The following is a 26,283-nucleotide window of genomic DNA, read 5'->3' as shown; positions in this document are numbered from 1 at the left end:
GACGGGCGAGTAATCCAGACCGGAACACAGATTGGCGCTTGGCCCGCTGGCAGCCGAACTCCGGCCTAGCGGTTTTCACCCGCCAGCGCGCCCTCGATCAGTTCGATCGTCTTGGGCAGGCCGTAAATCGCCGCAAAGCTACCGAAGCGCGGCCCCTGGCTCTGACCCAGAAGCACTTCGTAGAGCGCCTTGAACCAGTCTCTCAGCGGCTCGAAATCGTGCGCCTTGCCGGCCGCGAAAACCTCGGTCTGGATGACTTCGCCATCGGTCTCGGCCGGGTCCAGCGCCTTCAGCCGTGCGGCCAGGTCTTCCATCGCTGCGCGTTCCTGATCGGTCGGCGCGCGATAGACCTTGGCCGGCTTTACGAAGTCCTCGTAATAGGCAATCGCATAACTCGTCAGGCGGTCCAGGAACGGCTCGCTCTGCGGCGTCGCCTCCGGGGCGTAGCGGCTGATGAAGCCCCACAGCGTATCCTTGTCGGACGCATTGGCCGCCGAGACCAGGTTGAGCAGGAGCGAGAACGAGATATTGGCACCCGGCACCGGGGGCTGGCCGTTATGGATGTGCCAGACCGGGTTCTCGATCTGCTTGTCCGGCTCCTGCTTCGGATAGGCCTCAAGGTGCTGGCGATACTCGTCCACGGCCTTGGGGATCACGTCGAAAAACAGCCGCTTGGCCGTTTTCGGCTTCGTGAACATGTACATGGACAGGCTTTCCCAGGGCGCATAACGCAGCCAGTCTTCCACCGCCAGGCCGTTGCCCTTGGACTTGGAGATTTTCTCGCCCTTGTCGTCGAGGAAGAGCTCGTAGACGAACTGGACCGGCGGGTTCCCGCCCAGAATCCGGCAGATTTTCGAGTAGACCGGGGCGTTGGCCTGGTGGTCCTTGCCGAACATCTCGAAATCGACGCCCAGCGCGGCCCAGCGCATCCCGAAATCGGGTTTCCACTGCAGCTTGGCACCGCCGCCAGTGACCTTGACCGTCTGCTCCTCGCCGTCCTCGTCGTCGAAGGTGACGGTTCCAGCCGCCGCGTCGACCGCCTTCATCGGCACGTAGAGGACCTTGCCGCTCTTGGGAGAAATCGGCAGCACAGGCGAATAGGTCTTGCGCCGCTCCTCACCCAGCGTGGGCAGCATGACCGCCATGATCTTGTCGAAACTTTCCAGCGTGGCGCGAAGGGCGTCGTCATACCGCCCGGTCCGGTACAGCTCGGTCGCGGAGGCAAAGCTGTAGTCGAACTGGAAATGGTCGAGAAAGGCGCGCAGGCGCGCATTCATGTGCGCGCCATAGCTGTCATGGGTCCCGAACGGATCGGGTACCGCGGTCAGCGGCATGTCGAGATAGCCGGCCAACTCCTCGCGATTGGGCACGTTGTCGGGCACCTTGCGCATGCCGTCCATATCGTCGGAGACGCACAGAAGCTGCACCTTGTAGCGATCACCGGTCAGCACCCGGAAGGCGTTGATGACCATCGTCGTGCGCGCCACCTCGCCGAACGTGCCGATATGCGGCAGTCCGGAGGGCCCGTAACCGGTCTCGAAGATGACCGTATCGCCGGGCGCCTTGGTCTTCGCCACGCGTTTCTCCACCTCGCGCGCCAGTTCGAACGGCCAGGCTTTGGCATTCGCGGCGAGTTGGGAGAAATCGGTCATGAAAGGCGTCCTGTGTTCACGGCATCAGAGTGCAGCGCCACCTAGGCCCGGGCGGAGTGACAGTCAATCCTCCCGCGCTCCGGGCGCGCTAATCCGGCCGTGAATCGCGCATGATGCCGGCAGGGCGCACACCCCGGCGTAGCAGGACCGATTTCGCCCGAACCTGCACGCAGGAGGGATCGCAGCGCCCGACTCGCGCGTTACCTCGTCAACACCTGAACCCATGGGAGGTTTCACGATGGCTGACCGTAACAGCAGACCGACACCGGCAAACCCCGGCCCCGAAGGCGAGAACGCATCCATGGACAATCCGGCTGACGACCAGGTCGAAGCCGAAGTCTTTGACGAAGAAAAGCACCTCGACCGGACCAACCAGCGCCGCCCGTTCGACAGCGATCCGGGCGCAGCGAAGGTTCCCGTGGACCAGGCCATCGATGGCGGCCGCGGTGAACGCTTTGGCGAGCAATTACCTCAAACCGAAGAAACGACTGACCCGCTAGAGGAGGCTGAAATGACCGAGAAACGCTTGAGTGAAGAAAACCAGAGCGGCAAGCGCGAGGACGAGAAGAAGAAAAAGTCCCAGTCCGACAAGGATGAGAACAAGGTCGACGAGGCGATGAAGGAGAGTTTCCCGGCCTCGGACAGCCCGAGCTTCACGCCCGGCGGCGGAGGCTAGAGATCAGGACTCTGCCCAGGAGTCCGCGTCGGCCCGGCGGTAGATGCCGTCCAGCCGGACGTCTCCGTCCAGTTCGCGCAGATAGAGCCGCATGACGTCCTCAAGTTGGGACAGCGAGTCGATGCGGCAATATCCCTCCGGGCCGAGAACGACCCCGGCCTCGGCCCGCACCGTTTCGCGCAGGGCCGAGCAGTCGGGCATGTGATAGGTCAGCATGCCGGGATAATCGAACGCGATCGCGTAGCCGACCCCGTCCTGGCGTTCCCACTGCACGATATAGATATCCCCGTCCAGGCGGTGCAGCCTTGCGCCGGGATGGGGGAAATTTGCGACCTGCGAGGAATAGCGCCGGTTCTCGTAGGCAATTTCTCCCGCCCAGGTCGGCCTGCCCCATTCCCCGCCTTCAGGATGGAAGGGGGTATGGGTGTAGAAGCCGGGCTCCAGGGCGCGATCCGCACCCCAGAACCCGATCAATTCCTCTTCCGAATAGAAGCAGGCCGCCGCCAGGAAGGCGAACGCCGCGGCGAGCGCGTATCGCGGACCCGTCATCGTGCCACGCCGGGCGCCGGCGCGGCATTGCGATGTCGGCTCAAGGCGTTGCCCCGGTCAACGGACGGCAGGCCTCTTCCAGCCACGCGGCCACCTCACCGTCGACCAGCGGCGCAATGCGCTGGCGCACGGTGGCGTGATAGGCATCCAGCCACGCCATCTCGGTCGGCGACAGCAAGGTCGTATCGATCAGGCCCTTGTGGATCGGCGCCATGGTCAGGGTTTCAAAACCCAGCATCTTGCGGTCCCCGCCGGGAATTTCTTCCGGCTCGGTGACCACTTGCAGATTCTCGATCCGGATGCCGTACGATCCGAGCAGGTAGAAGCCCGGCTCGTTGGACAGGATCATGCCCGGCTTCAGCGCGATCGCGTTCAGCGCCTTGGAAATGCGCTGGGGACCTTCGTGCACACCCAGATAGCTGCCCACGCCATGTCCGGTACCGTGGTCATAGTCCAGTCCGGCCGCCCACAGCGGCTCGCGCGCCAGCGCGTCGAGCTGGCTGCCGGTAATGCCTTGCGGGAAGCGCACGCGCGACAGCGCGATATGGCCTTTGAGCACGAGCGTGAAGTGCCGGCGCATTTCCGCCGTCGGCTGACCGATGGGGACGGTACGCGTGATGTCCGTTGTGCCGTCGCGATACTGCCCGCCGGAATCGACCAGGTAGAGGGAGTCTTTTTCCAGCTTCAGATTCGTATCGGTATTCACCCGGTAGTGGGGGTGAGCGCCGTTCGGTCCGGCCCCGGAAATCGTCTCGAAGGACAGATCCTTCAGCTCCGGGTTCGCCTTGCGGATCTCTTCCAGCTTCTGGGCGGCCGTGATCTCGTCCACGTCGCCGGACTGGGCTTCGGTATCCAGCCAGTGCAGGAATCTCACGATGGCGGCGCCATCGCGCACATGCGCCTGGCGCGAGCCTTCGACTTCCGCGGCGTTCTTGCAGGCCTTGGGCAGGGCGACCGGGTCGGCCTTGCGCTGCACCTTGGCGCCTGCGGCGTTCAGCGTGTCGAAGACCCACACCGAGGAGGAACCGGGATCGACGCGGACGGTCTTGGACGCCAATTCTGCAAGACCGTCGGCAAACTCGCTCTCATCGCGAATGCTCACCGCATTGCCGAGATGGCTGCGCACCTCGTCGTCCAGCTTGGACGGTTCGATGAACAGGCTGACGCGGCCATCGGCTTCCAGGATCACCGATGCCAGCGGAAGCGGCGACCGCTCCACGTCATTGCCGCGCACGTTCAGAAGCCAGGCGATCGATGTGGGATCGGTCAGGACCGCGGCATCTGCGCCGTCATCCTTGATCGAGTCGCCGATGCGCGTGCGCTTGGACTCGTGGTCCTCGCCGGCAAATTCGACCGGATGCACACTTACGGGGGTCCGCGGCGGTTCGGGCTGATCGTCCCAGGCCCGGTCAATCAGATTGGTGTCGAGCGAGACCAGTTCCGCGCCGGCGCGATCGGCCGCGTCCTGGATGCGCGCCATCGCATCGGGCGAGTGAAGGCGCGGGTCGTAGCCGATACGCTCGCCCTTGCGCGCATGTTCGCGGATCCAGCCGGCGACGCCGGGGTCCAGATCGGCGTAGTCAAACAGCTTGCCATCGACCTGGACCTTCACCTGCGCCGTATAACGTCCGTCGACGAAGACCGCGGCGCGGTCCTTCATTACGATTGCCGCGCCGGCCGAGCCGGTAAAGCCGGTCGCCCAGGACAGCCTTTCCGCATAATCGGGCAAGTACTCGTTATTGTACTCGTCCTCATGGGGAATGATGAAGCCGTCCAGGCCCGCAGCGTCGAGCGCCTCGCGGATTTTGGGCAGGTTCTGGCGTCCGTATTGCGGGCCGCCCTTGACGTCGAAATTCTGAATCTGGTGTGTCATGCGGGCAAGGTAAGCGGAGCCGATGACGCTTTCAATCTCATGTCGCCCATAGTCGGCAGGAACTAGGCGGTAGCGCGGCCCTCTGCCCTGACGGTCAGGATCGCCCAGCCATCGATCAGCTCCTGGCCGGCCGGGGTCAGACCCGCGCCGCGATAGGCGGCCTCCACCGCGTCGATCTGGTGTTCGAGCAGGCCGGACAGGACCGCCACACCGCCCGGTGTCAGACGCTGCGCGAGTTCCGCGGCAAGCTGCTGCAATGGGCCCGCCAGGATATTGGCGAAGATCAGATCGTACGGATCGCTCAGCCGCTCGTCGTCGAACCCGTCCGCGACAAAGCTCTCAATGCGTGCCTCAACCTTGTTCTTCTTCACGTTGACCACGGTCTCCTCGATGGCTTCCGGGTCGATGTCGGTGGCCACGATTTCCGCCTGCGGCCAGACCAGCGCGGCGGCGATCGCCAGCACACCGGTGCCGCATCCAAGATCGAGAACCCGTTTCGGCGACTGGCTATCAGCCAGGCGGTCGCAGGCGATCAGGCAGCCTTTCGTCGTCCCGTGATGGCCGGTGCCGAACGCCGGTCCGGCTTCGATCTCGATACCGGTCTTGCCCGGCGGGACGCTCTCGCGGTCATGCGCCCCGTAAACGACGAAGCGGCCCGCCTCGACGGGCTTCAACCCTTCCAGCGACAGGCGGACCCAGTCTTCTTCCGGCAACGGCCCGAACGCGATCTCGCACTGCGCCTCATCGATACCCAGGGCCTCCAGGAACTCGTCTAGCCGCGGCTGCTCGGCGAACAGCACATCGAAGCGCACCGTTTCCGGCCCGTCTTCCTCAAACAGGGAGCAGCCCAGCACCGGGCTCGGGTCCTGGTTCTCCAGGCGCTCCAGCGCCGGGCGCAGATGGTCTGCCGGGCCAATGGCGACCATGCGCCAGATCATGTCCATTGCCATTCGATGCGTGCTCCAATCTTCAAAACCGGCCCGGCTTAGGCCGCCGGGCTCGGCTTGGAAAGCCCGGGCCATCAGCGCTCCGGCGCCAGCAGGCGGTCGATTTCGGCCCGGATCGCCGGCCAGGCCGGCGCGGTCGGATCGATCAGCTCGAAATGTCCGGCTGCCTCCAGCGCGACGGCCCGGGCAGACTCCCCGGCCGCGCGGGCCAGCAAGACATAGCGATCGCCCAGCACGGGCGGCACGATCGGGTCCACTTCGCCGGAGATGATGATCTGCTCCACGCCGAAGGGCAGCAGCTGTGCGGGCGAGATCTGCGCATAGACCTCGTCGTCCATCGCCGCCTCGGCCCCGCCCAGCGCGTCGACCGTTCCCGGCTCCCCGCACCGGCCCAGACCGTGCGCGCGGTAGTCTTCAAGGTCGTTGATACCTGCCAGCGTGATCACACCGTCCGGCAGGAGCGGGTCCTCGCGATAAAGCGCGCTGCCGGGCTCCAGCGCTCCGCGCGCTGCCGCCCAGAGGGCAAGATGACCGCCGGCCGAGTGGCCGGTGAACACCAGCCGGTCGAGGTCGAGGCCGTAGGGGCCTGCCAGAACCCGCAAGTGATCTATGCCGGCGGCAATGTCCTCGAATGTGCCGGGATAGGCCCCGTCCTCATGACCGATGCGCGCATACTCGATATTCCACACCGCCACGCCGTGCGCGCGCAAATCCTCGGCCAGATAGTCCTGCAGGATCGTTCCCGGCAGCGAGGCCTGCCAGCACCCGCCGTGGATCATCGCAACGACCGGATGCGGCCCCGGCCCGTCCGGTAGCCAAAGTTCGCCATATTCCAGATCGCCCTCGCCATACGCGATGCGCACGTCTGCGCTGGCCCTCGCCCGCTCCAGCAGCTCGGAAAAGGAAATCGGGCGCTCGATCGTGCCGCCCGAGACCGGCGCGGTTTCAGGCGCCGTTGTGGCGCAAGCCCCCGCCAGGGCCCAACCCGTCAGCAATGTAAGAACCGGCCTCATCGCCCCGCTCCCCCTTTTGATTTGTCGCGGCCAAGTTGGTACGCGATGCCTTTATGTCTTGTCATCGGCTGGTGACCGCCCCACCTGAGGCCGCGAACCTGTTTAACATTGGAAGCTGATTCATGCCCGGACCCTCTGCCCTTTTCCGCCCGTTTTCCCTCGGCTCCCTCGAGCTGGCCAACCGGATCGTCATGGCACCCATGACCCGGTCCAAGAGCCCGGGCGGCGTTCCGGGAGAGGATGTCGCGGCCTACTACAAGCGGCGCGCCGAAAACGATGTCGGCCTCATCCTGACCGAAGGCACCACGATCGACCGCGAGGGTGCGAGCTTCGATCCCGCCATTCCCAATTTCCACACCGAAGAAGCGCTGCACGGCTGGGCGCGCGTCGTCGAAGCCGTCCACGCCGTTGGCGGCAAGATCGCGCCCCAGCTCTGGCATGTCGGCCTGGCGCGCAAGCCGGGCACCGGCCCCCATCCCGACGCGCCGTCCGACAGCCCGTCCGGTGTCCTGCCGGACGGCAAGGTCATCGGGGAACCGATGACCGCGGAAGACATTGCCGACACGATTGCCGGATTTGCCAAAGCCGCCAAGGCGGCGGTGGATATCGGCTTCGACGCGATCGAGCTGCACGGCGCACACGGCTATCTGCTCGACCAGTTCTTCTGGGACGGCACCAACAAGCGCGATGACCGCTATGGCGGCGGACTGGTCGAGCGCACGACGCTGGTCCAGGAAATCGTGCGCGCGGTGCGTGCGGAAATCCCGGCCGACCTGCCTGTGATCCTGCGTTACTCGCAATGGAAGCAGCAGGATTTCGAGGCGAAGCTCGCCCACACCCCGCAGGAGCTGGAAGCGTTCCTCGGCCCGCTCTCCGATGCCGGCGTCGACATGTTCCACGCCTCGACGCGGCGCTTCTGGCTGCCCGAGTTCGAAGGCTCCGATCTCAACCTGGCCGGCTGGAGCAGGAAGCTCACCGACAAGCCGGCGATCACGGTCGGCTCGGTCGGTCTGAACTCCGACTTCATGGGCGCCTTCATGGGCGAGAGCTCGCAGAAGAGCGACATCAACGCCCTGGTCGAGCGGATGGAGAATAACGAGTTCGATCTCGTCGCCATCGGCCGCGCTTTGCTCTCCGATCCGGCCTGGGCGCGAAAGGTCAGGCTGGGCCAGTTCGATGCGCTCGAAGACTTCAACGCCGAGGCATTGAAGGAGCTCGCCTAGGCACCTCCTGCCTAAACCTTGCCGCTTGGCCGGGCCTTGATGGCTTCGTGCCAGGCGGCGAGGTTTTCGGCGTCGCCGGGCGCTTCCATCTTCACCCAGGCGGCAAATTCCACGAAGACGTAGGCGCCGATATCGGCGACGGAGAAACTGTCTCCGCCCAGCCACGCCGTCTCGCCCAGCCGGGCATCGAGCGCCTTGAAGAAGCGCATGCCCCGCGCCCGGCCTCGCTCGGCCAGCTCGGGGATTTGCGGCGTCGGGTCCGGCCCCGGCAAGGCCCGGTCCTTCATGGATTTGGAGGTATTGCGCAACACTTCCATGATTGCGCTCAGCCCCTCGAAATCGACGCGCCAGCTCCATTCGGCGACCATGGCCTTCTCCAGAGGGGTCGTGCCCATCAGCGGCGGATCGGGATAGACCTCCTCCAGCCAGCGCGCGATCGAGGCATTGTCGGACAGCACACTTCCGTCCTCCAGCTGCAGCGCCGGCACGGTGCAGCGCGGATTGATGGCGCGGAAGGTGTCGGAGAATTGCGCACCGTTTCGAAGATCGACTTCGATCACCTCGTGCGGCACGCGCTTTTCGGCCAGGACCATCCGGGCGCGTCGCGGGCTCGGTGCAGTCGGGCAGTCGTAGAATGTCAGGCCCACGGCGGGTCCTCCCTTGATGTTCAGAACCCGTCCGGGCGCCGCTGCGCCACGCCGAGTTCGTTTTCTATGGCCTGGGCCAGAGTGACGAGCCGGCCTTCCTCGAACAAGGGGCCCCACACGCTCGTCGTCATCGGGACCTCGACGGCAGGGGAGCTCTCGTCGGCGATCTCGCCGAACAGGGTGCGTGTCTGGCGTTGGACGAAGCCGGACCGGAACGTCATCTGGGGGTGGCCGGTAAAGTTCGTGATCAGCAGCATGTCCCCGGCGAAGTTGGGACCGATGATCGCGTCCAGCTCCGCGAAGCGCAGGTGCATCTCCTCCATGAGCTGACGGCGGAACCGGTCGGCATTGACCAGGTCGACCGCACTGGCAAAGCGCGCGCGCCGCCAGGTGTTCGGCCAGGCGGCCGGCTCCTGCCAGCGCAGCGCATCGTCGACATTGTCGAGCGTAAGCTGTTCGAAGGCCGCCGCCGCCTCGCTTTCCAGCGTGATCAGCAGGCCGTCATGAGGCGCTTGCGGGATCGAGATTTCCACCAGCTCCACCCCGACGGCCCGGGCGGCTTCCAGCGCGTCGCGGTCGGGCTGAGGCGCGTCCTCGAACCAGGCCGGATCGTATCCGACACGCAGCCCGGCCGGCGAGGCGTCGAAATCCATCTCGAAGCCGTGAGCCAGGCTGGCCGGGTCGTCCGCGCTGTCCCCATTCATCACCGCGAGGACCAGGGCGGCATCGTTCGCGCTGCGCACCAGCGGACCGATCTTGTCGAGACTCCAGCACAAAGCCATCGCCCCGTCGCGTGCCACCCGGCCGAATGTCGGTCGCAGGCCCGTCGCGCCGCACCGGTGGGCGGGCGAGACGATGGAGCCCATCGTCTCGGTGCCGATCGCGAAGCTGGCAAGGCCGGCCGCGACCGCCGCGGCCGACCCGGCCGAGGAGCCCGAGCTGCCTTCCTCGGTGTTGAACGGATTTCGTGTCTGTCCGCCGAACCAGACATCGCCATAGGCCAGCGCACCCAGCGTCGTCTTGCCCAACAGCACCGCCCCCGCGGCGTCCAGCCGGGTGGCGACGCTCGCCGTCGTCTCCGCCACCCGGTCGCGATAGGGCGTTGCGCCCCAGGTCGCGGGCAGGCCGGCCACGTCGATGATATCCTTCAGCGCATAGGGAATGCCGTGCAGCGCGCCGCGCACATGGCCGCGCGCGCGTTCCCGGTCCATCGCCTCGGCGCAGTCCAGCGCCCGCTCGCGTGTCACGGTGACGAAGCACTCCAGAAGCGGCGCGTGGCGCTCGATCCGCGACAGGTATATCTCGGTCAGCTCCACGCTCGTCAATGCACCGCTCGACAGCCAGGCCTGCTGAGCCCAGACCGGCGCGAAGGCAATATCCTCGCGCGACGCCGGTCTCGGCCCGGCCTCTCCCGGCACGCCCCGGACCAGATCGGACTGCGCCCGATAGCCGCCCGTCTTCAGGCGCGGATCGAAGGTCAGGGCCGGTGCAAGTGCGTTGGGATGCTCCAGTGCGCGCAGACGCTCGGCGCGTGAGATCCAGGCGTCGATGCCCTGCACCATCATCTCGCGCTCTGCTGGCGTGTAGTCGACGCCCATCAGCGGCTCGGCGCACTCCAGCATGGCCGCGTCGATCGAATCGCCAGGCCCGGTCTGCGCATGTGCCCGTGAGGCCACACCGGCCACGGCCCCGCCAGCGGCCAGCGCCAGCATGTCCCGGCGCGTGGCGCCATGACCGCGAGCTTGCGTCTTCGCTTTGTTGCCCATGCCGCACCTCACCCGCGCTTTATTCTCAAGACGATAGCCAGCCTAGCGGCACACCGGACAGGAGCAAGGCAGCGCCAGGAAAACACAAAAACTCTTCGAATGGCCACATTGCTGCCCTGTTGAGGACGCCGACTGGCCTCAGGGTTAACGCTGAGTTAATGTAAACAAAACCCGGAGGGGGGCCTCCTCAAGATGCCTGACGATACGATCGAGACCTCGAGCCGGGCGGATTCGAACCTTCTGTTCGAGAATCTGCGCGGTGAGGGCAAGGTGAACGACAAAACGGAACGAAAAGCGCACTCGCTTTCCGACCGGCTGACGCAGGCGTATTACCGTGCGGCGGCCGATTTCGACACATATCTGGAATTCCGGCGCGCGAAGAAAATTCGCCGCGCCGCGCAGTATCCAGACAGCCACATCATGCACTTCTCCATCCTTGCGGCACTCGTGCTGTTCGAGGGGCTGGCCAATGCCTACTTCTTTTCCAAGGGGTCCGATCTCGGTCTTCTGGGCGGCTGGATCCAGGCGATCACCGTGGCCTTTACCAATGTCATCGCGGCCTTCTTCCTGATCGGCTTCCTGTCCATACGCGGCCTGTCCAATCCCAAGCGGCCGGTTACTTTCGGCGCCGCGCTGGTCAGCCTGCCGCTGGCCATTGTCGCCATCGGCTTTCTGAACTTCTCCGCCGCCCATTACCGCGACCTGCTGGAGCTGAATGCCGCAACGCTGGCGCTCGGCGATGCGGATGTCACCGGGGAGATTCTCGCCCCCGTCAGCCGCGCGCTGACATTTGCGCCGTTTGAAACGCTCGAAGCGCTCCTGCTCTTCGTGCTCGGCGTCACGTTTGCCGCCATTGCAGCATTCAAGGGTGCGACATTCGACGACCCGGTGATCGGTTACGGCTCGGTCCAGCGCCGTCTCGAACGCTCGGCGGCCGAGCTTGCTGCCGTGCTCAAGCAGATGCCGTGGGATAGCGGCGGCACGCCCTCGGGCGGGGTCCGCACGCTCGGTCATGCGCGCGAGACCAAGATCGCCATCGACGAATTCTTCGCCAGCCTGGTCGGTCAGAACGAGGTCGACGACGATGTGGACCGTGCCCAGGGCCGCGACCGGCGTGACGACGACAGTGCGCCCCCGCCTCCGCCGCGTCCGCGCTAGGCGGGGACCCACACGATGCGCAGTAAGGACCTCCTCGGCGTTTTCAATCTGATCGTTGTCGTCAGCGTGCTCGGCGCGATCAGCTATGCGGCTCTGGTGCTGCAGCCGGCCGAATACGATCCTGAAACCCTGTGCCTGGCCGGGGAGCAACCCGCGCATACGGTCGTCGTGATCGACAAGACCGATCTCTATAGTCCGCGCCAGGCCGATCTGATCCTGGCCAGGATTCTCGAAGCGCGCGACCGGCTCGCCATCGGCGAACGCCTCTCCCTGTTCGAACTCGACGAGCGCGGAGAGCTCGAAGACAGCAATTTCTCGCTCTGCAATCCGGGACGCGGCGCGCAGATCAATCCGCTCTACCGCAATCCGACCCGGGTCGAGGCGCGCTACCAGGCCCTCTTCGAGCGTCCGCTGCAGAGCGTGCTGACCGATCTGGTCGAACCGAAGAACGCCCCGCGCAGCCCGATCATCGAGGCGCTGGCGCGCCTGGCCCAGAATCCCGATTTCGACCGCACCACACCGGGGCGCGACATCGTTCTGGTGTCCGACATGCTGCAGAATTCAGAGCTGTTTTCGGTGTACGGCAATGCGCGTCTGCCCGACCCGCGTCTCGTCGCGGCAGAGATCGAACGCGAATACGGCGATGTGCTCGCCGGCGTGCGCGTGCACATTCACCTGATCCCGCGCGACGGGTGGGAAAGCCAGCAGGCCGGGGGAATCCAGACCTACTGGCAGGAAATCTTCCGCTCTCTGGGCATGCGCGACAGCTGGAGCGGCCTCTAAAGGCCGTCCCGCCCTCGCCGCTAGGCTGCCCGGGCGACCTCTTGCGGTCGTTCGGCCAGCGCGCGGACCGCATCGCGCTCCGCCTCGCTGAGGAAGGGCCAGCGGCCCGCATCGACGATGCGCACATCGTCAATCCCCATGAAACCCAGCACGTGGCGCAGATAGGGCGTGGCGAAATCGACATCGCTGCCCACCGGCACACCGCCCGAGGCAACGACCAGCCAAGCCGTGCGTCCGCCGAGCAGGCCCTCGGGGCCGGCCTCGCTGTAGCGGAAGGTCAGGCGCGCGCGGGCGACCTTGTCCACCCAGGCCTTGAGGGCGGCCGGGATCGCGAAATTATAGATCGGCACACCGATGACGATGTCGCTGGCCGCCTTCAATTCTTCCACCAGCGCATCGGACTGCGCCAGCACCGCCTTCTGGGCCTCGCTGCGCTCTTCGGCCGGGGTGAAATTGGCCCCGACCCAGTCGTGATCGACGGCCTCGATCGGGTCCGTGGCCAGGTTCCGCACCGTTACGCGGCCGCTCTCGCCGGCCAGCGCAGACGCGAGGATATCGGACAACTCCCGGCTCACAGAACCGTCAATCTGGGCGCTCGTATCGATGCGAAGGATTTGGGGGGCACTCATCGCGATTCTCCGTTCGTTGACGGTCACAGACCGTGTTCGACCGGAAGATGGTTTGGCGCCCCGTCTGACATAAGAGACGCGGCCGGAAGTATATTGTTTCCAGTTTGGAAAACCGCTTCCGGCCGCGCTTTGCCGACCTAGTTGGCCTCGTCTTCGCTCGTGCCTTCATCGTCCTGCGGCCTGAAATCGACCGGCAGTTCAGCTGCCATGTAGGTGAACATCGCCCAGGCCGCGACATTCTGGGCAAGCTCGTCCTCGTCGATCTTGTCCAGCGTATCGTCCGGCGTGTGGTGGTAGTTGAAATAGTCCTCGCCGTTCTGGGCCAGGCGGGCCATCGGCACGCCGGCATATTGCAGCGGGATCATGTCCGGGCCGCCGCCGCCTTCATTGTCGCCCCGCAGTATGCCGAGGAAGGCGAGCTCGCGTGCCATGGCGTCCATGACCGGCAGGGCGTGCTCGCCCACATTGCTGTCGAAACGCCAGATTTCCCGCGCGCCAAAATCGGACTCCGACCCGATCACGTGATTGTCCAGCGTTCCGTCTTCCTCGCGGGCGGCGGCGTAGGCGCGTGCGCCCACCAGGCCGACTTCTTCCGCCCCGAACAGCACGACGCGGATCGTCCGGCGCGGATGCTGGTCCAGGTCGCCGATCAGCTTGGCCGCCGCCATGGTGATGGCCACGCCCGCCCCGTCGTCCAGCGCGCCGGTGCCCAGATCCCAGCTGTCCAGATGCCCGCCGATGACCACGATCTCTTCGGGTGCTTCGCGGCCGGGAATCTCGCCGATCACATTGCCGGACACCACTTCGCCGCGCCAGCCGGCATTGGTGTTCAGGCTCATGACGATCGGCTCTCCGCTCTCATGGATGCGCTCGATCTGGTCGGCATCGGGCGCAGAGACCGCGACCACCGGGATTTCCGGCATGCGTTCGTCGGGAAAGCCCATCATGCCGGTATGCGCAAAGCGATGGCTCGACGTGCCGACCGAGCGCACGATCACGCCCACCGCACCGCGGTTTTCCGCCTCGACCCAGCCCGAACGCCGCTTGCGGTTGGCCCAGCCATAGCCTTCCCCGGTGCGCGAGGCGACCATGCGGTCGTTGACATAGACCAGCTTGCCCTCCAGCGCGTCGGACGCATCGTCGAACGTCAGGAGATCGTCATAGCTGTCGAAGAAGACGATTTCCGCCTCGAGCCCGGCCTCCGGCGTCGAGCCTGCACCACCCAGAGAGGTCGCGTAGACCGGCTGGGGGTAGGGCGAGACGATCGCCACGTCCTCATAAATGGTCTCGCCGCGCGTCCATAGATCGAGCGCAAACTCCTCCACCCGCACATTCTCGAACCCCAGCTCGCGCAGGGTCTCCACGCCCCATTCGCGCGCACGCGCTTCCTGCGGCGTGCCGGCCAGGCGCGGACCGACTTCGGTCGTCAGCGATTCCACGATCTCATAGGCCAGGTCGCTTTCCAGCGCCGTCTCGGCGAGCTGACGGGCGGTCCCGGCAACATCGTCGGACAACTCATAGCGCTCGTCCTGCGCATGGACCGTGGCGCCGGCCAGGCCGATGACGCCTGCGGCAACAAGGGTTCGCAACATGAAAGGATCTCCCCGAAGCAGTCTTGGATGGATGTTGGCGCCAGACTAGGCCACGGGCGCCCGGGTGGAAACCGGCCCTGTCCGCCCAACCGCTGCCTCGCCGCCGCATGGCGGCGCACCGCGGAACACCGGGGCCGGACCGGCGTCGATGTTCAATCTGGATGTTTCCCTATGGGCCGCGCGCGTTATAAGCAAAATCATGAGCACCCCGCACGACACCGAGACTGAGACCGGGTTTGAGCCCCTGCCCGAGGCCGCCACCCAGGAGCGCATTCCTGCGCCCGGAACGCCGGAGCCGCGCCACGGCACCTATCGCCCTGGCCTCGCCGGCAAGGTGGGCCTCGCCATCGGACGTCACCTGCCCGCCAACCGCACCGGCTTGCGCCTGGCCGGTCTCGCCCGTCCGCTCGCCCTCACCGGTTTGAGCGAAGGGGTCGCGGACGTGGAAGCGCTCGGGTTGAAGCTGCGCCTGCACCCGAAGGACAATCTGTCGGAAAAGCGCCTCTTCATGACACCCCAATGCTTCGATCCTCAGGAACTCGCGGCGCTGGGAGAGGTGATGGGTCCAGGGCGGATATTCATCGATATCGGTGCGAATGCCGGCGCCTATGCGCTGTTTGCCGCGCGCGCCGGCGGACCTCGCTCGCGCGTCATCGCCGTCGAGCCCCAGCGCGAAATGCGCAAGCGCATGCGGTTCAATGCCGAGGCGAACGAACTCTCCAATCTGGAAATATCCGGCGTCGCCCTGGCCGACTATGAAGGCGAAAGCGTGATGCGCCTGGTCGGCGACAACAAGGGGCGCGCGGCCCTCGAAACCGCGCCGGGAGAGCGCGGCGAGGCCGTGCGCGTCACGACGCTGAAGACCTTGCTGGAAGAGCACCGCGTGGAGCGGCTCGATGCGATGAAGATCGACGTGGAAGGCGGCGAGGCCGCCATCCTTTCAGCCTATTTCCACGATGTTCAGCGCGGTGCCTGGCCGCAGCTCATCATCATGGAGCGCCCCTCGGTCAATGCGGCATCCGGCGCGGACGACCCGGTCGCTCTTGCCTGTGCGAAAGGCTACCGGGTGGCGCGCGAGACGCGCATGAATGCTATCTTGACCCTCTAGCGCAGATCGGCGCGGCGCGTCCGGTCGACTGCAGGATCCTGGCTTGAAAAAGGAGACCGGCGCATGGCCGACCGCGCACTCGACATCGTCATTGATGGCCGCACCAAGGACCTCGGCGGCTTCCAGGTCTCCCGTGTCCTGCCCTTTGCGAAACGGCGCCTCGTCGGCCCCTTCATCTTCCTCGACGAAATGGGACCGGCGACCTTCAAGCCCGGCGACGGCATCGACGTGCGCCCTCATCCCCATATCGGGCTTGCAACGGTCACCTATCTGTTCGACGGCGAGATGGACCATGCCGACAGCCTGGGCGTCTTCCAGACGATCTATCCCGGCGACGTCAACTGGATGACGGCCGGACGCGGCATCGTGCATTCCGAACGCACCGGCCTGGCCGCGCGCGAAACCGGGTTTCACCTGCACGGAATCCAGACCTGGGTCGCCCTGCCCGAAGACCGTGAAGACACCGAGCCGGCCTTCCACCACCATCCCGGAAACGCCCTGCCCGACTTCAAGACCGGCGGCGTGTCCATGCGCCTCATCCTGGGCACGGCCTACGGTCAAGAAAGCCCGGTCGAGGTTTTCTCCCCCATCGTCTACATCCACGCCGAAGCGGAAGCTGGCGCCGTGTTCGACCTGCCCGGCGAGCACGAGGAGCTGGCGGTCTACGTTGTTTCCGGCGCAATCGAGCTTGGCGGCGAGCGCATTGCCACGGGGCAGCTGGCAGTCCTGGCCGATGGTCAGGCCGGTGAGGTCAGCGTCCAGGAAGCTAGCCGGCTGATGATCCTCGGCGGCGCGTCCATGGGCACGCGCTTCATCGAATGGAATTTCGTCGCCTCAACGAAGCAGCAGATCGAGACCGCCAAGCAGGACTGGCGCGACTCCATCGCGAACGGGTTTGACGGCACGCGCTTCACCCAGGCGCGCGGTGAAACCGAATACATCCCCCTGCCCGGCGATCCCGAACCCGGCGAGCCGCCCCGGCCCACCAAAGACTGTCCCACCACGTAAGGCGACGCCTCACCCCAGATAGAGGTCACCGGCCAGGCCCAGCGCGAAGCCCGCGACGGCGCCCAGCGCCGGTGCCCGGCGGGTATCCAGATGAGATTCGGGGATGACGTCCTGCACGGTCAGGAAGGTGACCCCGCCAGCGCTGAACAGCAGGATGACGCCCAGCAGTCCGGTATTCTCGGCCAGAACCGCCTGGCCGAACCAGGCCGCGAGGGGGCCGAACACGACCAGTCCGGCGAAGACGAGCAGCAGGAGGCGGGCGCGCGTCCGCGTCGGCTCGTCCATCCCATGATAGGCGTTGAAGCCCTCGGGAAGGTTCTGAAGCGTGATCATGAGGGCGATGGCCAGACCGCTCTCGCCCAGCGCCATCAGCGCGCCGAGCGCAATGGCCTCAGGCACGAAATCGAGCAGCATCGCCATGAGCTGCCCGAAATTGCCGAAGCGGGCCAGAAAGGCGTCGAGGGCATAGAAGACCGCCCCGCCTGCCGCGAACGCGAAGAGCGCAACGGCCGGGGAGACATGCTCTACCCCCTGGGGCACCAGCACCAGCGCCACGGCCGCGATCAGCACCCCGCCGCCGAAGGACAGAAAGCCATGGCGCGCGGCCGGTGTGGTCCAGCTGGGATGGACCATGTCGAACCGGGCCAGCATCGCCCCGATCGGTATGGTGATCCCGGCAAGCGTCGCCAGGAGAAGCGGATAGAGCACGGGCGCGATCCCTGATTGGCTCAACAACCAGACAGGGATCGCGCCCGCATCGCTCTACGTCAAGGCTGGAGCCTATCCGTTCTGGCGCTGGCCCTGCGGCTTGTTGCCGGGCCGGCGATTGCGCTGGGACCCGCCACCGGGCTTGCCCCCGCCCTGATAGCCCTGGCGCTGGCCCTGCGGCTTGCCGCCGCCGGCACGGCGCGGACGATTGCCGCCCCCGCCACCACCGCCGCCCGAGCGGCCCTTGCCCGAACCGGGGCGCGGCAGGCCATGCACGAAGGGCGGCGCATCGTTGAGCGTACGGATCCGCAGCTTGGTCAGCGTTTCGATATCGTGGAGCAGAACCCGCTCGTCCGGCGCGCAGAACGCGACGGCCCGGCCCGAAGCCCCGGCACGCGCCGTCCGCCCGATGCGGTGAACATAGGATTCGGCCACGTTGGGCAGCTCGTAATTCACGATCAGGCCGACATCGTCGATGTCGATGCCGCGCGCGGCAATATCGGTCGCGACCAGGATCGGCGCACCGCCCTCTTTAAACGCGCGCAAAGCGCGTTCGCGTTGGGGCTGGCTCTTGTTACCGTGGATCGCATTGGCCTTGTGGCCATAGCTGATCAGCATCGAGGTCACCTTGTCCGCACCGCGCTTGGTACGGGTGAAAATGATGGTACGCGTGCCCACTTCCTTGGCCATCAGATCGGTCAGCGCGGCCGGCTTCTCGCCGGTATCCACGAACATCACCGCCTGCTCGATGCGGTCGACCGTTTGCGATTGCGGGGTCACCGAGACCGTCACCGGGCGCGACAGGAAATCGTCGGCCAGCTTGCGGATGGGCGGCGGCATGGTGGCCGAATACATCACCGTCTGGCGCGGCTTGCCGACGGCGGACAGGATGCGGCGAATGGCCGGCATGAAGCCGAGATCCAGCATCTGGTCGGCTTCGTCCAGGATGACCGTGGAGGTCAGGTCCAGGCGCGCCTTGCCGGAATCGACATGGTCGAGCAGACGGCCCGGCGTCGCGACGAGAATATCCAGACCGCGCGCCAGCGCACGGATCTGACCGCCCGCCTTCACGCCGCCGAAGATGACAGCATGGGTCAGGCCGGTATAGCGCCCGTAGGCGGCAATGCTGGCATCGATCTGCGAGGCGAGCTCGCGCGTCGGCGCCATGATGAGCGCGCGGCACGAGCGGCCGGGCGCCTGCTTGTTTTCTTCAAGAAGCCGGCTCAGCAGCGGCAGCACGAAGGCCGCCGTCTTGCCGGTACCGGTCTGGGCGATACCCACGACATCCTGACCGTTCAGAACGGCCGGAATGGATTTTCCCTGGATCGGGGTCGGGGTGTCGTATCCTTCTTCGCTCACAGCACGAAGGACGGGCTCGGCCAGGCCGAGTTCGGTAAATTTGGTCAAATCATTCCTCACGGGCGGCCACGCGCAACAGCATCGTGGCTCGCCGAATAGATCACATGGTGGACAACTGCGCAGATCAGCCGCCGTCGACAGGGTCAAGAGACCCCGCGCCCGGACAGGTGCCAGAGAAAACCCGGCTTATCCGATCGAGACCGCTGGAGGATGAAACAAATCATCGCCTCTACGCTGCGGCACTCATGCGCTGACAAGGCGTATGACGGGATTTCGCGGCAAAAGCAAGGCACTCTGCAGGTACGCCCACCGCCACACGTCCAAACCGGTTGCTGCCCGCCCGGAACCGGGTGACGATGGCCGGCATTGCGTTCCCGTCACCTGCTAAGCAAACCCGTCCCGAAAGGCACCTGCCATGGCGTCGAAATCTGATATCGTTCAGGCCCTGCTCGACAGGCACGGGCAAACATTTTGCGACGAGCTGGGCATCGCGATCGAGCGCAACGAACCCGCCCCGCTCTTCCAGTGGCTGGTCGCGTCCAACCTGTTTTCCACTCAGATCGGCTTCGAACACGGCGCACAGGCGGCTAAAGACCTGTTCGACGCGGGCCTGACGACCCCGAGAAGGATGTTTGACAGCCAGTGGAAAAATCGCGTCCGCATCCTCAGCGAGGCCGGCTATGCGCGCATGGACGAGAAATACGCCACCTATCTGCGCAAGATGTCCGGCCAGCTCATCGAGCGCTATGACGGCGATCTCAGGCGGCTGCGCGAGGCGGCAGGCAAGAAACGCGAGGACGAAATCGCGCGGTTGAAGCAGTTCGACGGGATTTCGAAATCCGGCGCCTCCATTTTCTGCCGCGAGGTCCAGGCCGTGTGGCACGAGCTCTACCCTTTCGCCGACGACAAGGCCCTCCAGGCCGCCCGGACCCTCGGCCTGGGCGCCGACGTCTGGACGCTGGCCGATCTCGTGGACACAGAAGACTTCCCGCGCCTGGTCGCAGCCCTGGTCCGCGCCGATCTGCAAAACGACCTGGACGCAATCCGCGATGCCGCGTGATGCCCTCGGCGGGGGGCGCCGCGAAAATTGCGTGTAAAAACAAAAAACCCGCTAAGCCATTGGCCTAGCGGGTCTTTTTTGGGTGCGGGGGTAGGATTTGAACCTACGACCTTCAGGTTATGAGCCTGACGAGCTACCGGGCTGCTCCACCCCGCATCAGGGCCGGAAAGACGCTGTCTCCCCGGGAGAGGCGTGTAGGTAGCCACTCGCTGTTGTGAGGTCAATGGCCGAGGCTGCAGAGATTAGTGTACGGCGCTTTTTTTGCAGCCCCTGCGCGCTATCGCGCCCGCCGGGCGCGCTCTGAAGCCCCGGTTTGCCAAGCAAGGCCGCGCATCTGTAAAACACGGGCGCGCGTTGTCTCCTGCGTGTGCGACTGGGAGTTCTTCCATGGCCAGCCCTCTTCTGGACGACGGTTACACGGCCTGGCGCGAGGGCCGGATGGAAGACGCGGTCGCCGCGCTTCAATCGGGCGTCGCGGCGGGCGAGGCCGCGGCCATCGCGCCCCTGTTCGATGCCGCCCTGGAAGCCGGGCTGACCGGCGACGCGGCCGCATCGGTGCGCGCGACGCTGGACAGCGCGCTTGAGGGCCCGCTCGCCCCGGTGCTGGACCAGGCTGCCGGCCAGCGCGCTGCCGCGCGCCTTGGCGCGGTCGTGCTCGCTTCAGGTCTTGGCCGCGCGGGCGACTGGCCCGGCGCGATCGCCGCCCGACAGAGCGATCACGAGCGCGGGGATTTGCGCGCCGGTCTGGAGATCGCGCTGCTGTGCGAGCTCGCCGGCTTCACCGGGGCTGCCCTCTCTCTGCTCGAGCCGCTGGCCCGCAGCGGCCAGGGCGAGGCCATCGCGGCCCTGCTGCGCCTGGGTGCGCAACGCGGCGAAGTCTCCGAGGTGGCCGTGCCCCACGCGCCCGCCCTGGCGCGCGCGCATCCGCTCGGCCCCGCCCTGCAGCAGGCGATTTCCGGTCTGCCCGCTGCGGCGGCCAGCGCGCCCTGCCCCGTTCCGGACGCACAGGCGCTGGCAGACGCCCTGTTTGCACGCGAGCCTGAACGCGAGACCCTGCACGATGCCCCGCGCATCCAGACCGCGCCCGGCCTGATCAGCGCGGTCCTCAGCGATTATCTGACGGCGGCCAGCGTCCCCTTCCTGCACACGGCGACGATTTTCGATCCCGACACCGGCGAGCAGCGCCCGGACGAGTATCGCCGCTCGCTGACCGCCAGCCTGCCGCCCAGTGCGATGGACCTGCCCGCGCTCGCCATTCGCGACCGGATGCTGACCCTTGCCGGGGCACAGAGCCATCAGAGCGAACCGCTCGCGGTGCTGGTCTACCAGCCGGGCCAGGAATACAGGCCGCATTTCGACTTCATCGCGCCCGATGGCGGACGCGCGAGCGACGACCTCGCCCGGCGCGGCCAGCGTGCCCATACCGTTCTGGTCAAGCTGAATGAGGAGCATACCGGCGGCGCCACGAGTTTTCCCCGCCTCGATGTCGCGTGGCAGGGCCGGCGCGGCGACGCCCTCGTGTTCGACAATCTCGATGCCGCAGGCAAGGGCGAGAAGGCGAGCCTGCATGCGGGCCTGCCGGTCGAGACCGGTACCAAGATCCTCGCCAGCCTGTGGGTGCGCGAGCGCTAGCTTGAGCCTGGCGTCTGCATCCTTTTGCTTATTCTTGCTTTGGCGATGAAACCCTGCAGGCTCCGGTGCGTTTGTGACGATTGTGCAGCACTCGAAAATCGCGTTTCGATCGGGGGGTCGAGTGCCGTATCTTCCGGTGTGAGTGAGGGGGCCACGCGTGCAAGAGCCTTTTGATCAGGAGCCCCGGCTCGCGCCCGCGCCCTCGAGCGCGACCGCTTTGGCACGCCGCCTGGCCCATCAAAAGCAGATTGCCGAGTTTGGCACCTATGCCTTCACCGAGCCCGACTACCAAGCTGTGATGGATCGCGCGGTCGAGCTCGCCGCCGAAATTTTCGACGTCCCCCTGACCAAGATCCTGAAATTCGTCGACGATGCCGACAGCCTGAAGCTTGTCGCCGGCCGCGGCTGGGACGACGGCCTGGTCGGCCACGGCCGTGTCGGGATCGATCGCGAATCCCAGGCCGGCTACACACTTCTGAGCGAGGCGCCCGTCGTGGTCACCGACTTGGCGCGCGAGACGCGATTTTCTGGTCCGCCCCTGCTTCATGAATACAGCGTTGTCGCCGGCATGAGCGTGATCATCGCCGGCGCCGCCGGGCGGCCTTTCGGCGTGTTCGGCATTCACGACACGAGGGCGCGGCGCTTCGATGAGAGCGATGCGGACATGCTGGTCACGCTTGCCAACATCGTTGCCAGCAGCGCGCGCCAGCGCGAGGCTGCCGAACGCCGCAATCTGGCGAGCCGCGAAGTGGCCCACCGGTCCGGCAACCTGCTCCAGCTCGTCCGGTCGATCGCCAGCCAGACCTTCACCACCGATCGCGTCACCCGCGAGGCCGAGCGGGTATTCTCGGGGCGCCTCGCCGCGCTCTCGCGGGCCAACCAGCTGCTCTGCGAGGATGGCTGGTCGACCACGCGCCTCATCGCGCTGGTCAAGGAGGTGCTCACCGTCTTTCCCGGACGCGTCGAGATCCAAGGGCGCGATATCGTGCTGCCGGCCGATTTCTGCTTCGATCTCAGCCTGATCCTGCACGAGGTCGCGACCAATTCGGCCAAGTACGGCGCCCTGAGCCGGGAAGCCGGTGTGCGCGCAAGCCTGTCCTGGCAGCTGGAGGCCGGTGCAGACGGCCGCTCCCAGCTTGTGCTGACGTGGCACGATCCTGTGACTGACGCTGCCCCCGCCGGCAGCGCCCGCGCCGGTACCGGCTTTGGGCAGCGCCTGATCGAAAGCCTAGCGGAACACAAATGGGCAGGCCGGGTCAAGGAGACCCGGGGCGAAGGCCACCAGGGCTACCGCCTGGTCCTGCGCCTGCCCGCCCCCCAGCCCGAGCCCCGGTCACCCCCCGCCGGATCGCACACGTCCGGCTGAGCCGCGCGCACCGCGCAGCCAATTGCGATCAGACGTTGGGCCCTCCGTCCTGGCGAAAGCAAGGCCGCGGAAAAACAAGGACCCGGAGAGGCCGCGGGCGCCGCCGGCGTCTCCGACCTCCCCCACTCTCGTCATCCCGGCCCCTCTCGTCATCCCCGCCCCCCTCTCGTCATCCCCGGCTTGACCGGGGACCCAGAGAGCGTGGGGCGCCATCATCAAATGACGGCATGCGGGCCTGTCCGCGTCCTGAGCTTTCGCCCGGACTCGACAGTCAAAACCCCGAGCCGTCAGCAGATGGGATTAAGCGCGGCAGGCCGGAGCGCGGAAACCGCGGTGTGTGTCCCCGTTTTCTCCGCCCGTTTATCAGCTTCACCGAGTTGTTTTCTTCCGAGTAAACGGCGTACCAAATGCCCAGTTAGCCCCGACCACGAAAGCACCTCCGAAAAAACCAAACAAGACTAACGGCAGATCACCATCTGTCCTTACGTGTATTGCAATAGATATAAAGCAAGCAAACGCCGCCATTATTACAAGAATTTTTCCTAATAATCTCATTATGATTAGCATCCTTCTGGGCAATGCACGTTCGAGAGTGTTCGCGTCATTCGGAGGTTATGAGGCTTGCGCCGGCACCAATGCCAGCACCTATTTCTCCACCGAAGACATCTCCCGTCGCAGCATCTACCTTCAGAGATAAGGGGACACACACCGATTTGAGGCCCGACATGATAACTCAGGGCGGGCGCCGCTTCGGCCAGGCCATTATAACCCTGAGCGGCGCCTCCGACGGCATCGCATTGTCCGATGGCGGCCGGGCTCCTCCACCCGACCTCCGGCACTGGGGCGATCTTCCGCCGCTTTCATTAGCTTCGGCTTCCAAAAAGCAGGTTGCCGCCGGCCAGGAAAATTCCACCGAAAAGGCCTGATATGAATAGGAGATATTCAAGTTCTGTCCTGAAATAGGCCATAGCAAACCCCATGCATGCAAATCCACATATCCAAGCTATGACTTTGACGCAGGTTCGTTTCATAGGCTCAACATCCATAAGGGTTGAGGCAGGTTCGACGGTGCTCCCCGCCTTGAGTTGTAGAAACACGAGCGCATCCGGCGACACCTCCTCCAATCTCTACTCCGGTCAGAGCCCTTGTCCCGGCATCAAGCTTCAAACTCAAACTCACATCGCCAACGTCAACAGAAACGTTGATCCTAGGGGACGTTAGATTAGCCGAGGACGTTGAATATCCGAGATTGCAGTTCGATCCTTCGATTGAACCCATTTGGTTGGGGCTATCGTCGAGCTGAAGCGGGTCTCCAGTGTTGTTACTGAAGGCCCGGTCCCGGGGCTCCTCCGCCCGACCTCCGGCACCAGGGCGGTCTTCCGCCGATTTCCCATCGCCGCGCTCGTCAAAACCGAACCCAAACGCAAAAAACGCCCCGGCCGGATGGCGCGGGGCGTTCTTTGTAACGTTGAAAAGGAGGATGCGCATCAAACGTGCGGACCGGGCGACGACCTACTCTCCCATGCCTTAAGACATAGTACCATCGGCGCAGAGGGTCTTAACGGCCGTGTTCGGAATGGGAACGGGTGGGATCCCCTCGCTCTAGCCACCCGGTCGGCGCGTTTGATGCGGATATATCGTAGAGACATTTATTCCTGACTTTGGGTGTCATGACGCACGGACGAAGCGATCGCCGTGCATGAGTGTCATAAGATCAAGCCAATCGAGCTATTAGTACTGGTCCGCTCCACACATTGCTGCGCTTCCACTTCCAGCCTATCAACGTGGTGGTCTTCCACGGCTCTGATAGGGATACCTTGTTTTGAGGGGGGCTTCCCGCTTAGATGCTTTCAGCGGTTATCCCGTCCGCACTTAGCTACCCTGCTATGCTGCTGGCGCAACAACAGGTCCACCAGAGGTGCGTCCATCCCGGTCCTCTCGTACTAGGGACAGCTCCTCTCAAGTATCCGACACCCACGGCAGATAGGGACCGAACTGTCTCACGACGTTCTAAACCCAGCTCACGTACCGCTTTAATTGGCGAACAGCCAAACCCTTGGGACCTGCTCCAGCCCCAGGATGCGATGAGCCGACATCGAGGTGCCAAACAATGCCGTCGATATGGACTCTTGGGCATCATCAGCCTGTTATCCCCGGCGTACCTTTTATCCGTTGAGCGATGGCCCTTCCACGCGGGACCACCGGATCACTATGGCCGTCTTTCGACTCTGCTCGACCTGTCAGTCTCACAGTCAGGCGGGCTTATGCCATTGCACTCACCGAGCGATTTCCGACCGCTCTGAGCCCACCATCGCGCGCCTCCGTTACTCTTTGGGAGGCGACCGCCCCAGTCAAACTACCCACCACACAGTGTCCCGGGACCGGGTTCACGGTCCGCGGTTAGACATCAACGAGGATAAGGGCGGTATTTCAAGGATGGCTCCACCAGAACTGGCGCTCTGGTTTCAAAGCCTCCCGCCTATCCTACACATATCATCGCTAATGCCACTGTGAAGTTGTAGTAAAGGTGCACGGGGTCTTTCCGTCTGACCGCGGGAACTCCGCATCTTCACGGAGAATTCAATTTCGCTGAGTCTCTGCTGGAGACAGTGGGGAAGTCGTTACGCCATTCGTGCAGGTCGGAACTTACCCGACAAGGAATTTCGCTACCTTAGGACCGTTATAGTTACGGCCGCCGTTTACCGGGGCTTCAATTCGGAGCTTGCACCCCTCCTTTTAACCTTCCGGCACCGGGCAGGCGTCAGACCCTATACGTCGTCTTGCGACTTCGCAGAGCCCTGTGTTTTTAGTAAACAGTCGCCACCCCCTGGTCTGTGCCCCTGGACTACGCTTGCGCGCAGCCAGGCTCCCTTCTCGCGAACTTACGGGAGTAATTTGCCGAGTTCCTTCAGCAGAGTTCTCTCAAGCGCCTTGGTATGCTCTACCAGTCCACCTGTGTCGGTTTGGGGTACGGTCTCATGCGGGAGCTATTTCCAGGGACGCCTTGGCAGCCCGACCAATCCGATAAGGTCGAACTACTTCCAGAATCCGTCACTACCCGCTGGCCCACGAATATTAACGTGGTTCCCATCGACTACGCCTTTCGGCCTCGCCTTAGGGGCCGGCTTACCCTGCGCTGATTAGCATTGCGCAGGAACCCTTGGACTTTCGGCGAGAGTGTCTCTCACACTCTTTATCGCTACTCATGTCAGCATTCTCACTTCTGATATCTCCAGGTGCCCTCGCGGGTCACCCTTCACAGACGTACAGAACGCTCCGCTACCGCTCTTTCGAGCCCGCAGCTTCGGTGTATCACTTAAGCCCCGTTACATTTTCCGCGCAGGAACGCTTGACCAGTGAGCTGTTACGCTTTCTTTAAAGGATGGCTGCTTCTAAGCCAACCTCCTGGTTGTCTAAGCATTCCCACATCGTTTCCCACTTAGTGATAACTTGGGGACCTTAGCTGGCGGTCAGGGCTGTTTCCCTCTCCACAACGGACCTTAGCACCCGCTGTGTGTCTGCCGTGCTGTACTC

The 26,283-nt window shown here is 64.9% G+C and carries 20 protein-coding genes, 1 tRNA gene and 2 rRNA genes (1 of these 23 cut by a window edge); 9 read left to right on the top strand and 14 right to left on the bottom strand.

Annotation, left to right across the window (positions count from 1 at the left end; all coding sequences use genetic code 11):
• Nucleotides 1–65 precede the first annotated feature (65 nt).
• The gene (locus E5162_RS02020) at nucleotides 66–1,652 is read right to left on the bottom strand and encodes a lysine--tRNA ligase (RefSeq protein WP_135943276.1); all 1,587 of its coding nucleotides are present in this window, start codon (nucleotides 1,650–1,652) and stop codon (nucleotides 66–68) included.
• Nucleotides 1,653–1,890: 238 nt separating this feature from the next.
• Between E5162_RS02020 and E5162_RS02015 the strand changes: the two genes are divergently transcribed.
• Entirely contained in the window at nucleotides 1,891–2,328 is a 438-nt protein-coding gene (locus E5162_RS02015) for a hypothetical protein (protein ID WP_135943275.1), read from the top strand.
• A 3-nt stretch (nucleotides 2,329–2,331) separates the two neighbouring features.
• On the opposite strand, the gene E5162_RS02010 is transcribed toward E5162_RS02015, so the two are convergent.
• The 4 genes from E5162_RS02010 to E5162_RS01995 form a co-directional block, all read right to left on the bottom strand.
• The gene (locus E5162_RS02010) at nucleotides 2,332–2,877 is read right to left on the bottom strand and encodes a hypothetical protein (protein WP_135943274.1); all 546 of its coding nucleotides are present in this window, start codon (nucleotides 2,875–2,877) and stop codon (nucleotides 2,332–2,334) included.
• A gap of 40 nt (nucleotides 2,878–2,917) precedes the next feature.
• Nucleotides 2,918–4,750 (bottom strand): aminopeptidase P family protein, encoded by a 1,833-nt coding sequence (locus tag E5162_RS02005; RefSeq protein ID WP_135943273.1) that lies wholly within the window; start codon nucleotides 4,748–4,750, stop codon nucleotides 2,918–2,920.
• Between the two features lie 62 nt (nucleotides 4,751–4,812).
• Nucleotides 4,813–5,700, bottom strand: coding sequence for a 50S ribosomal protein L11 methyltransferase (locus tag E5162_RS02000; protein ID WP_233342119.1), 888 nt, complete (start codon nucleotides 5,698–5,700; stop codon nucleotides 4,813–4,815).
• Between the two features lie 71 nt (nucleotides 5,701–5,771).
• Entirely contained in the window at nucleotides 5,772–6,710 is a 939-nt protein-coding gene (locus E5162_RS01995) for an alpha/beta hydrolase family protein (protein WP_135943272.1), read from the bottom strand.
• Between the two features lie 122 nt (nucleotides 6,711–6,832).
• On the opposite strand from E5162_RS01995, the gene E5162_RS01990 reads away from it, so the two are divergent.
• A complete protein-coding gene (locus E5162_RS01990) occupies nucleotides 6,833–7,933 on the top strand; it encodes an NADH:flavin oxidoreductase (protein ID WP_135943271.1) in 1,101 nt (366 codons plus the stop codon).
• 11 nt (nucleotides 7,934–7,944) lie between these two features.
• On the opposite strand, the gene E5162_RS01985 is transcribed toward E5162_RS01990, so the two are convergent.
• Nucleotides 7,945–8,580, bottom strand: coding sequence for a glutathione S-transferase family protein (locus tag E5162_RS01985; RefSeq protein ID WP_233342118.1), 636 nt, complete (start codon nucleotides 8,578–8,580; stop codon nucleotides 7,945–7,947).
• A 20-nt stretch (nucleotides 8,581–8,600) separates the two neighbouring features.
• Entirely contained in the window at nucleotides 8,601–10,346 is a 1,746-nt protein-coding gene (locus E5162_RS01980; protein WP_233342117.1) for an amidase, read from the bottom strand.
• A gap of 192 nt (nucleotides 10,347–10,538) precedes the next feature.
• Here E5162_RS01980 and E5162_RS01975 point away from each other — a divergent pair, with 192 nt between their 5' ends.
• Both E5162_RS01975 and E5162_RS01970 read left to right on the top strand, forming a co-directional pair.
• Nucleotides 10,539–11,504, top strand: a complete 966-nt coding sequence (locus E5162_RS01975; RefSeq protein WP_135943270.1) for a hypothetical protein — start codon at nucleotides 10,539–10,541, stop codon at nucleotides 11,502–11,504.
• 15 nt (nucleotides 11,505–11,519) lie between these two features.
• Nucleotides 11,520–12,287 carry a hypothetical protein gene (locus tag E5162_RS01970; RefSeq protein WP_135943269.1) on the top strand — a complete coding sequence of 256 codons (768 nt, stop codon included), beginning with the start codon at nucleotides 11,520–11,522 and terminating at the stop codon, nucleotides 12,285–12,287.
• Between the two features lie 20 nt (nucleotides 12,288–12,307).
• Here E5162_RS01970 and E5162_RS01965 read toward each other — a convergent pair whose 3' ends face one another.
• Both E5162_RS01965 and E5162_RS01960 read right to left on the bottom strand, forming a co-directional pair.
• Nucleotides 12,308–12,916 carry an FMN-dependent NADH-azoreductase gene (locus tag E5162_RS01965; RefSeq protein WP_135943268.1) on the bottom strand — a complete coding sequence of 203 codons (609 nt, stop codon included), beginning with the start codon at nucleotides 12,914–12,916 and terminating at the stop codon, nucleotides 12,308–12,310.
• A gap of 137 nt (nucleotides 12,917–13,053) precedes the next feature.
• On the bottom strand, nucleotides 13,054–14,508 hold the full coding sequence (locus tag E5162_RS01960; protein WP_135943267.1) for a M20/M25/M40 family metallo-hydrolase: 1,455 nt from the start codon (nucleotides 14,506–14,508) through the stop codon (nucleotides 13,054–13,056).
• A gap of 199 nt (nucleotides 14,509–14,707) precedes the next feature.
• Between E5162_RS01960 and E5162_RS01955 the strand changes: the two genes are divergently transcribed.
• Nucleotides 14,708–15,616 (top strand): FkbM family methyltransferase, encoded by a 909-nt coding sequence (locus tag E5162_RS01955; protein WP_135943266.1) that lies wholly within the window; start codon nucleotides 14,708–14,710, stop codon nucleotides 15,614–15,616.
• Between the two features lie 63 nt (nucleotides 15,617–15,679).
• Nucleotides 15,680–16,624, top strand: a complete 945-nt coding sequence (locus tag E5162_RS01950) for a pirin family protein (RefSeq protein WP_135943265.1) — start codon at nucleotides 15,680–15,682, stop codon at nucleotides 16,622–16,624.
• Between the two features lie 9 nt (nucleotides 16,625–16,633).
• On the opposite strand, the gene E5162_RS01945 is transcribed toward E5162_RS01950, so the two are convergent.
• A complete protein-coding gene (locus tag E5162_RS01945) occupies nucleotides 16,634–17,332 on the bottom strand; it encodes a ZIP family metal transporter (protein WP_135943264.1) in 699 nt (232 codons plus the stop codon).
• A 72-nt stretch (nucleotides 17,333–17,404) separates the two neighbouring features.
• Complete coding sequence (locus E5162_RS01940) at nucleotides 17,405–18,739, bottom strand: DEAD/DEAH box helicase (RefSeq protein WP_135943263.1); 1,335 nt, start codon at nucleotides 18,737–18,739, stop codon at nucleotides 17,405–17,407.
• 367 nt (nucleotides 18,740–19,106) lie between these two features.
• On the opposite strand from E5162_RS01940, the gene E5162_RS01935 reads away from it, so the two are divergent.
• The gene (locus tag E5162_RS01935) at nucleotides 19,107–19,751 is read left to right on the top strand and encodes a hypothetical protein (RefSeq protein ID WP_135943262.1); all 645 of its coding nucleotides are present in this window, start codon (nucleotides 19,107–19,109) and stop codon (nucleotides 19,749–19,751) included.
• A 79-nt stretch (nucleotides 19,752–19,830) separates the two neighbouring features.
• On the opposite strand, the gene E5162_RS01930 is transcribed toward E5162_RS01935, so the two are convergent.
• A tRNA-Met gene (locus tag E5162_RS01930) sits at nucleotides 19,831–19,907 on the bottom strand.
• A 231-nt stretch (nucleotides 19,908–20,138) separates the two neighbouring features.
• Here E5162_RS01930 and E5162_RS01925 point away from each other — a divergent pair.
• Both E5162_RS01925 and E5162_RS01920 read left to right on the top strand, forming a co-directional pair.
• Nucleotides 20,139–21,383 carry a prolyl hydroxylase family protein gene (locus E5162_RS01925; protein ID WP_135943261.1) on the top strand — a complete coding sequence of 415 codons (1,245 nt, stop codon included), beginning with the start codon at nucleotides 20,139–20,141 and terminating at the stop codon, nucleotides 21,381–21,383.
• Between the two features lie 157 nt (nucleotides 21,384–21,540).
• Complete coding sequence (locus E5162_RS01920; protein ID WP_135943260.1) at nucleotides 21,541–22,749, top strand: sensor histidine kinase; 1,209 nt, start codon at nucleotides 21,541–21,543, stop codon at nucleotides 22,747–22,749.
• 1,499 nt (nucleotides 22,750–24,248) lie between these two features.
• On the opposite strand, the gene rrf is transcribed toward E5162_RS01920, so the two are convergent.
• Both rrf and E5162_RS01910 read right to left on the bottom strand, forming a co-directional pair.
• Nucleotides 24,249–24,363: ribosomal RNA gene (gene rrf / locus E5162_RS01915) — 5S ribosomal RNA — on the bottom strand.
• Between the two features lie 96 nt (nucleotides 24,364–24,459).
• Nucleotides 24,460–26,283: ribosomal RNA gene (locus E5162_RS01910) — 23S ribosomal RNA — on the bottom strand; it runs 961 nt beyond the window's last position.

The sequence above is a fragment of the Marinicauda pacifica genome, assembly GCF_004793635.1.
Lineage (GTDB): Bacteria > Pseudomonadota > Alphaproteobacteria > Caulobacterales > Maricaulaceae > Marinicauda > Marinicauda pacifica.
This window is presented reverse-complemented; position numbering and strand designations above follow the sequence as displayed.

Coding starts and splice junctions, on each gene's coding strand:
- E5162_RS01935 (WP_135943262.1), top strand. CDS start 19,107: ATGGCGTCGAAATCTGATATCGTTCAGGCCCTGCTCGACAGGCACGGG.
- E5162_RS02015 (WP_135943275.1), top strand. CDS start 1,891: ATGGCTGACCGTAACAGCAGACCGACACCGGCAAACCCCGGCCCCGAA.
- E5162_RS01950 (WP_135943265.1), top strand. CDS start 15,680: ATGGCCGACCGCGCACTCGACATCGTCATTGATGGCCGCACCAAGGAC.
- E5162_RS01970 (WP_135943269.1), top strand. CDS start 11,520: ATGCGCAGTAAGGACCTCCTCGGCGTTTTCAATCTGATCGTTGTCGTC.
- E5162_RS01960 (WP_135943267.1), bottom strand. CDS start 14,508: ATGTTGCGAACCCTTGTTGCCGCAGGCGTCATCGGCCTGGCCGGCGCC.
- E5162_RS01965 (WP_135943268.1), bottom strand. CDS start 12,916: ATGAGTGCCCCCCAAATCCTTCGCATCGATACGAGCGCCCAGATTGAC.
- E5162_RS02000 (WP_233342119.1), bottom strand. CDS start 5,700: ATGGCAATGGACATGATCTGGCGCATGGTCGCCATTGGCCCGGCAGAC.
- E5162_RS01990 (WP_135943271.1), top strand. CDS start 6,833: ATGCCCGGACCCTCTGCCCTTTTCCGCCCGTTTTCCCTCGGCTCCCTC.
- E5162_RS01925 (WP_135943261.1), top strand. CDS start 20,139: ATGGCCAGCCCTCTTCTGGACGACGGTTACACGGCCTGGCGCGAGGGC.
- E5162_RS02010 (WP_135943274.1), bottom strand. CDS start 2,877: ATGACGGGTCCGCGATACGCGCTCGCCGCGGCGTTCGCCTTCCTGGCG.
- E5162_RS01995 (WP_135943272.1), bottom strand. CDS start 6,710: ATGAGGCCGGTTCTTACATTGCTGACGGGTTGGGCCCTGGCGGGGGCT.
- E5162_RS01980 (WP_233342117.1), bottom strand. CDS start 10,346: ATGGGCAACAAAGCGAAGACGCAAGCTCGCGGTCATGGCGCCACGCGC.
- E5162_RS02020 (WP_135943276.1), bottom strand. CDS start 1,652: ATGACCGATTTCTCCCAACTCGCCGCGAATGCCAAAGCCTGGCCGTTC.
- E5162_RS01975 (WP_135943270.1), top strand. CDS start 10,539: ATGCCTGACGATACGATCGAGACCTCGAGCCGGGCGGATTCGAACCTT.
- E5162_RS02005 (WP_135943273.1), bottom strand. CDS start 4,750: ATGACACACCAGATTCAGAATTTCGACGTCAAGGGCGGCCCGCAATAC.
- E5162_RS01955 (WP_135943266.1), top strand. CDS start 14,708: ATGAGCACCCCGCACGACACCGAGACTGAGACCGGGTTTGAGCCCCTG.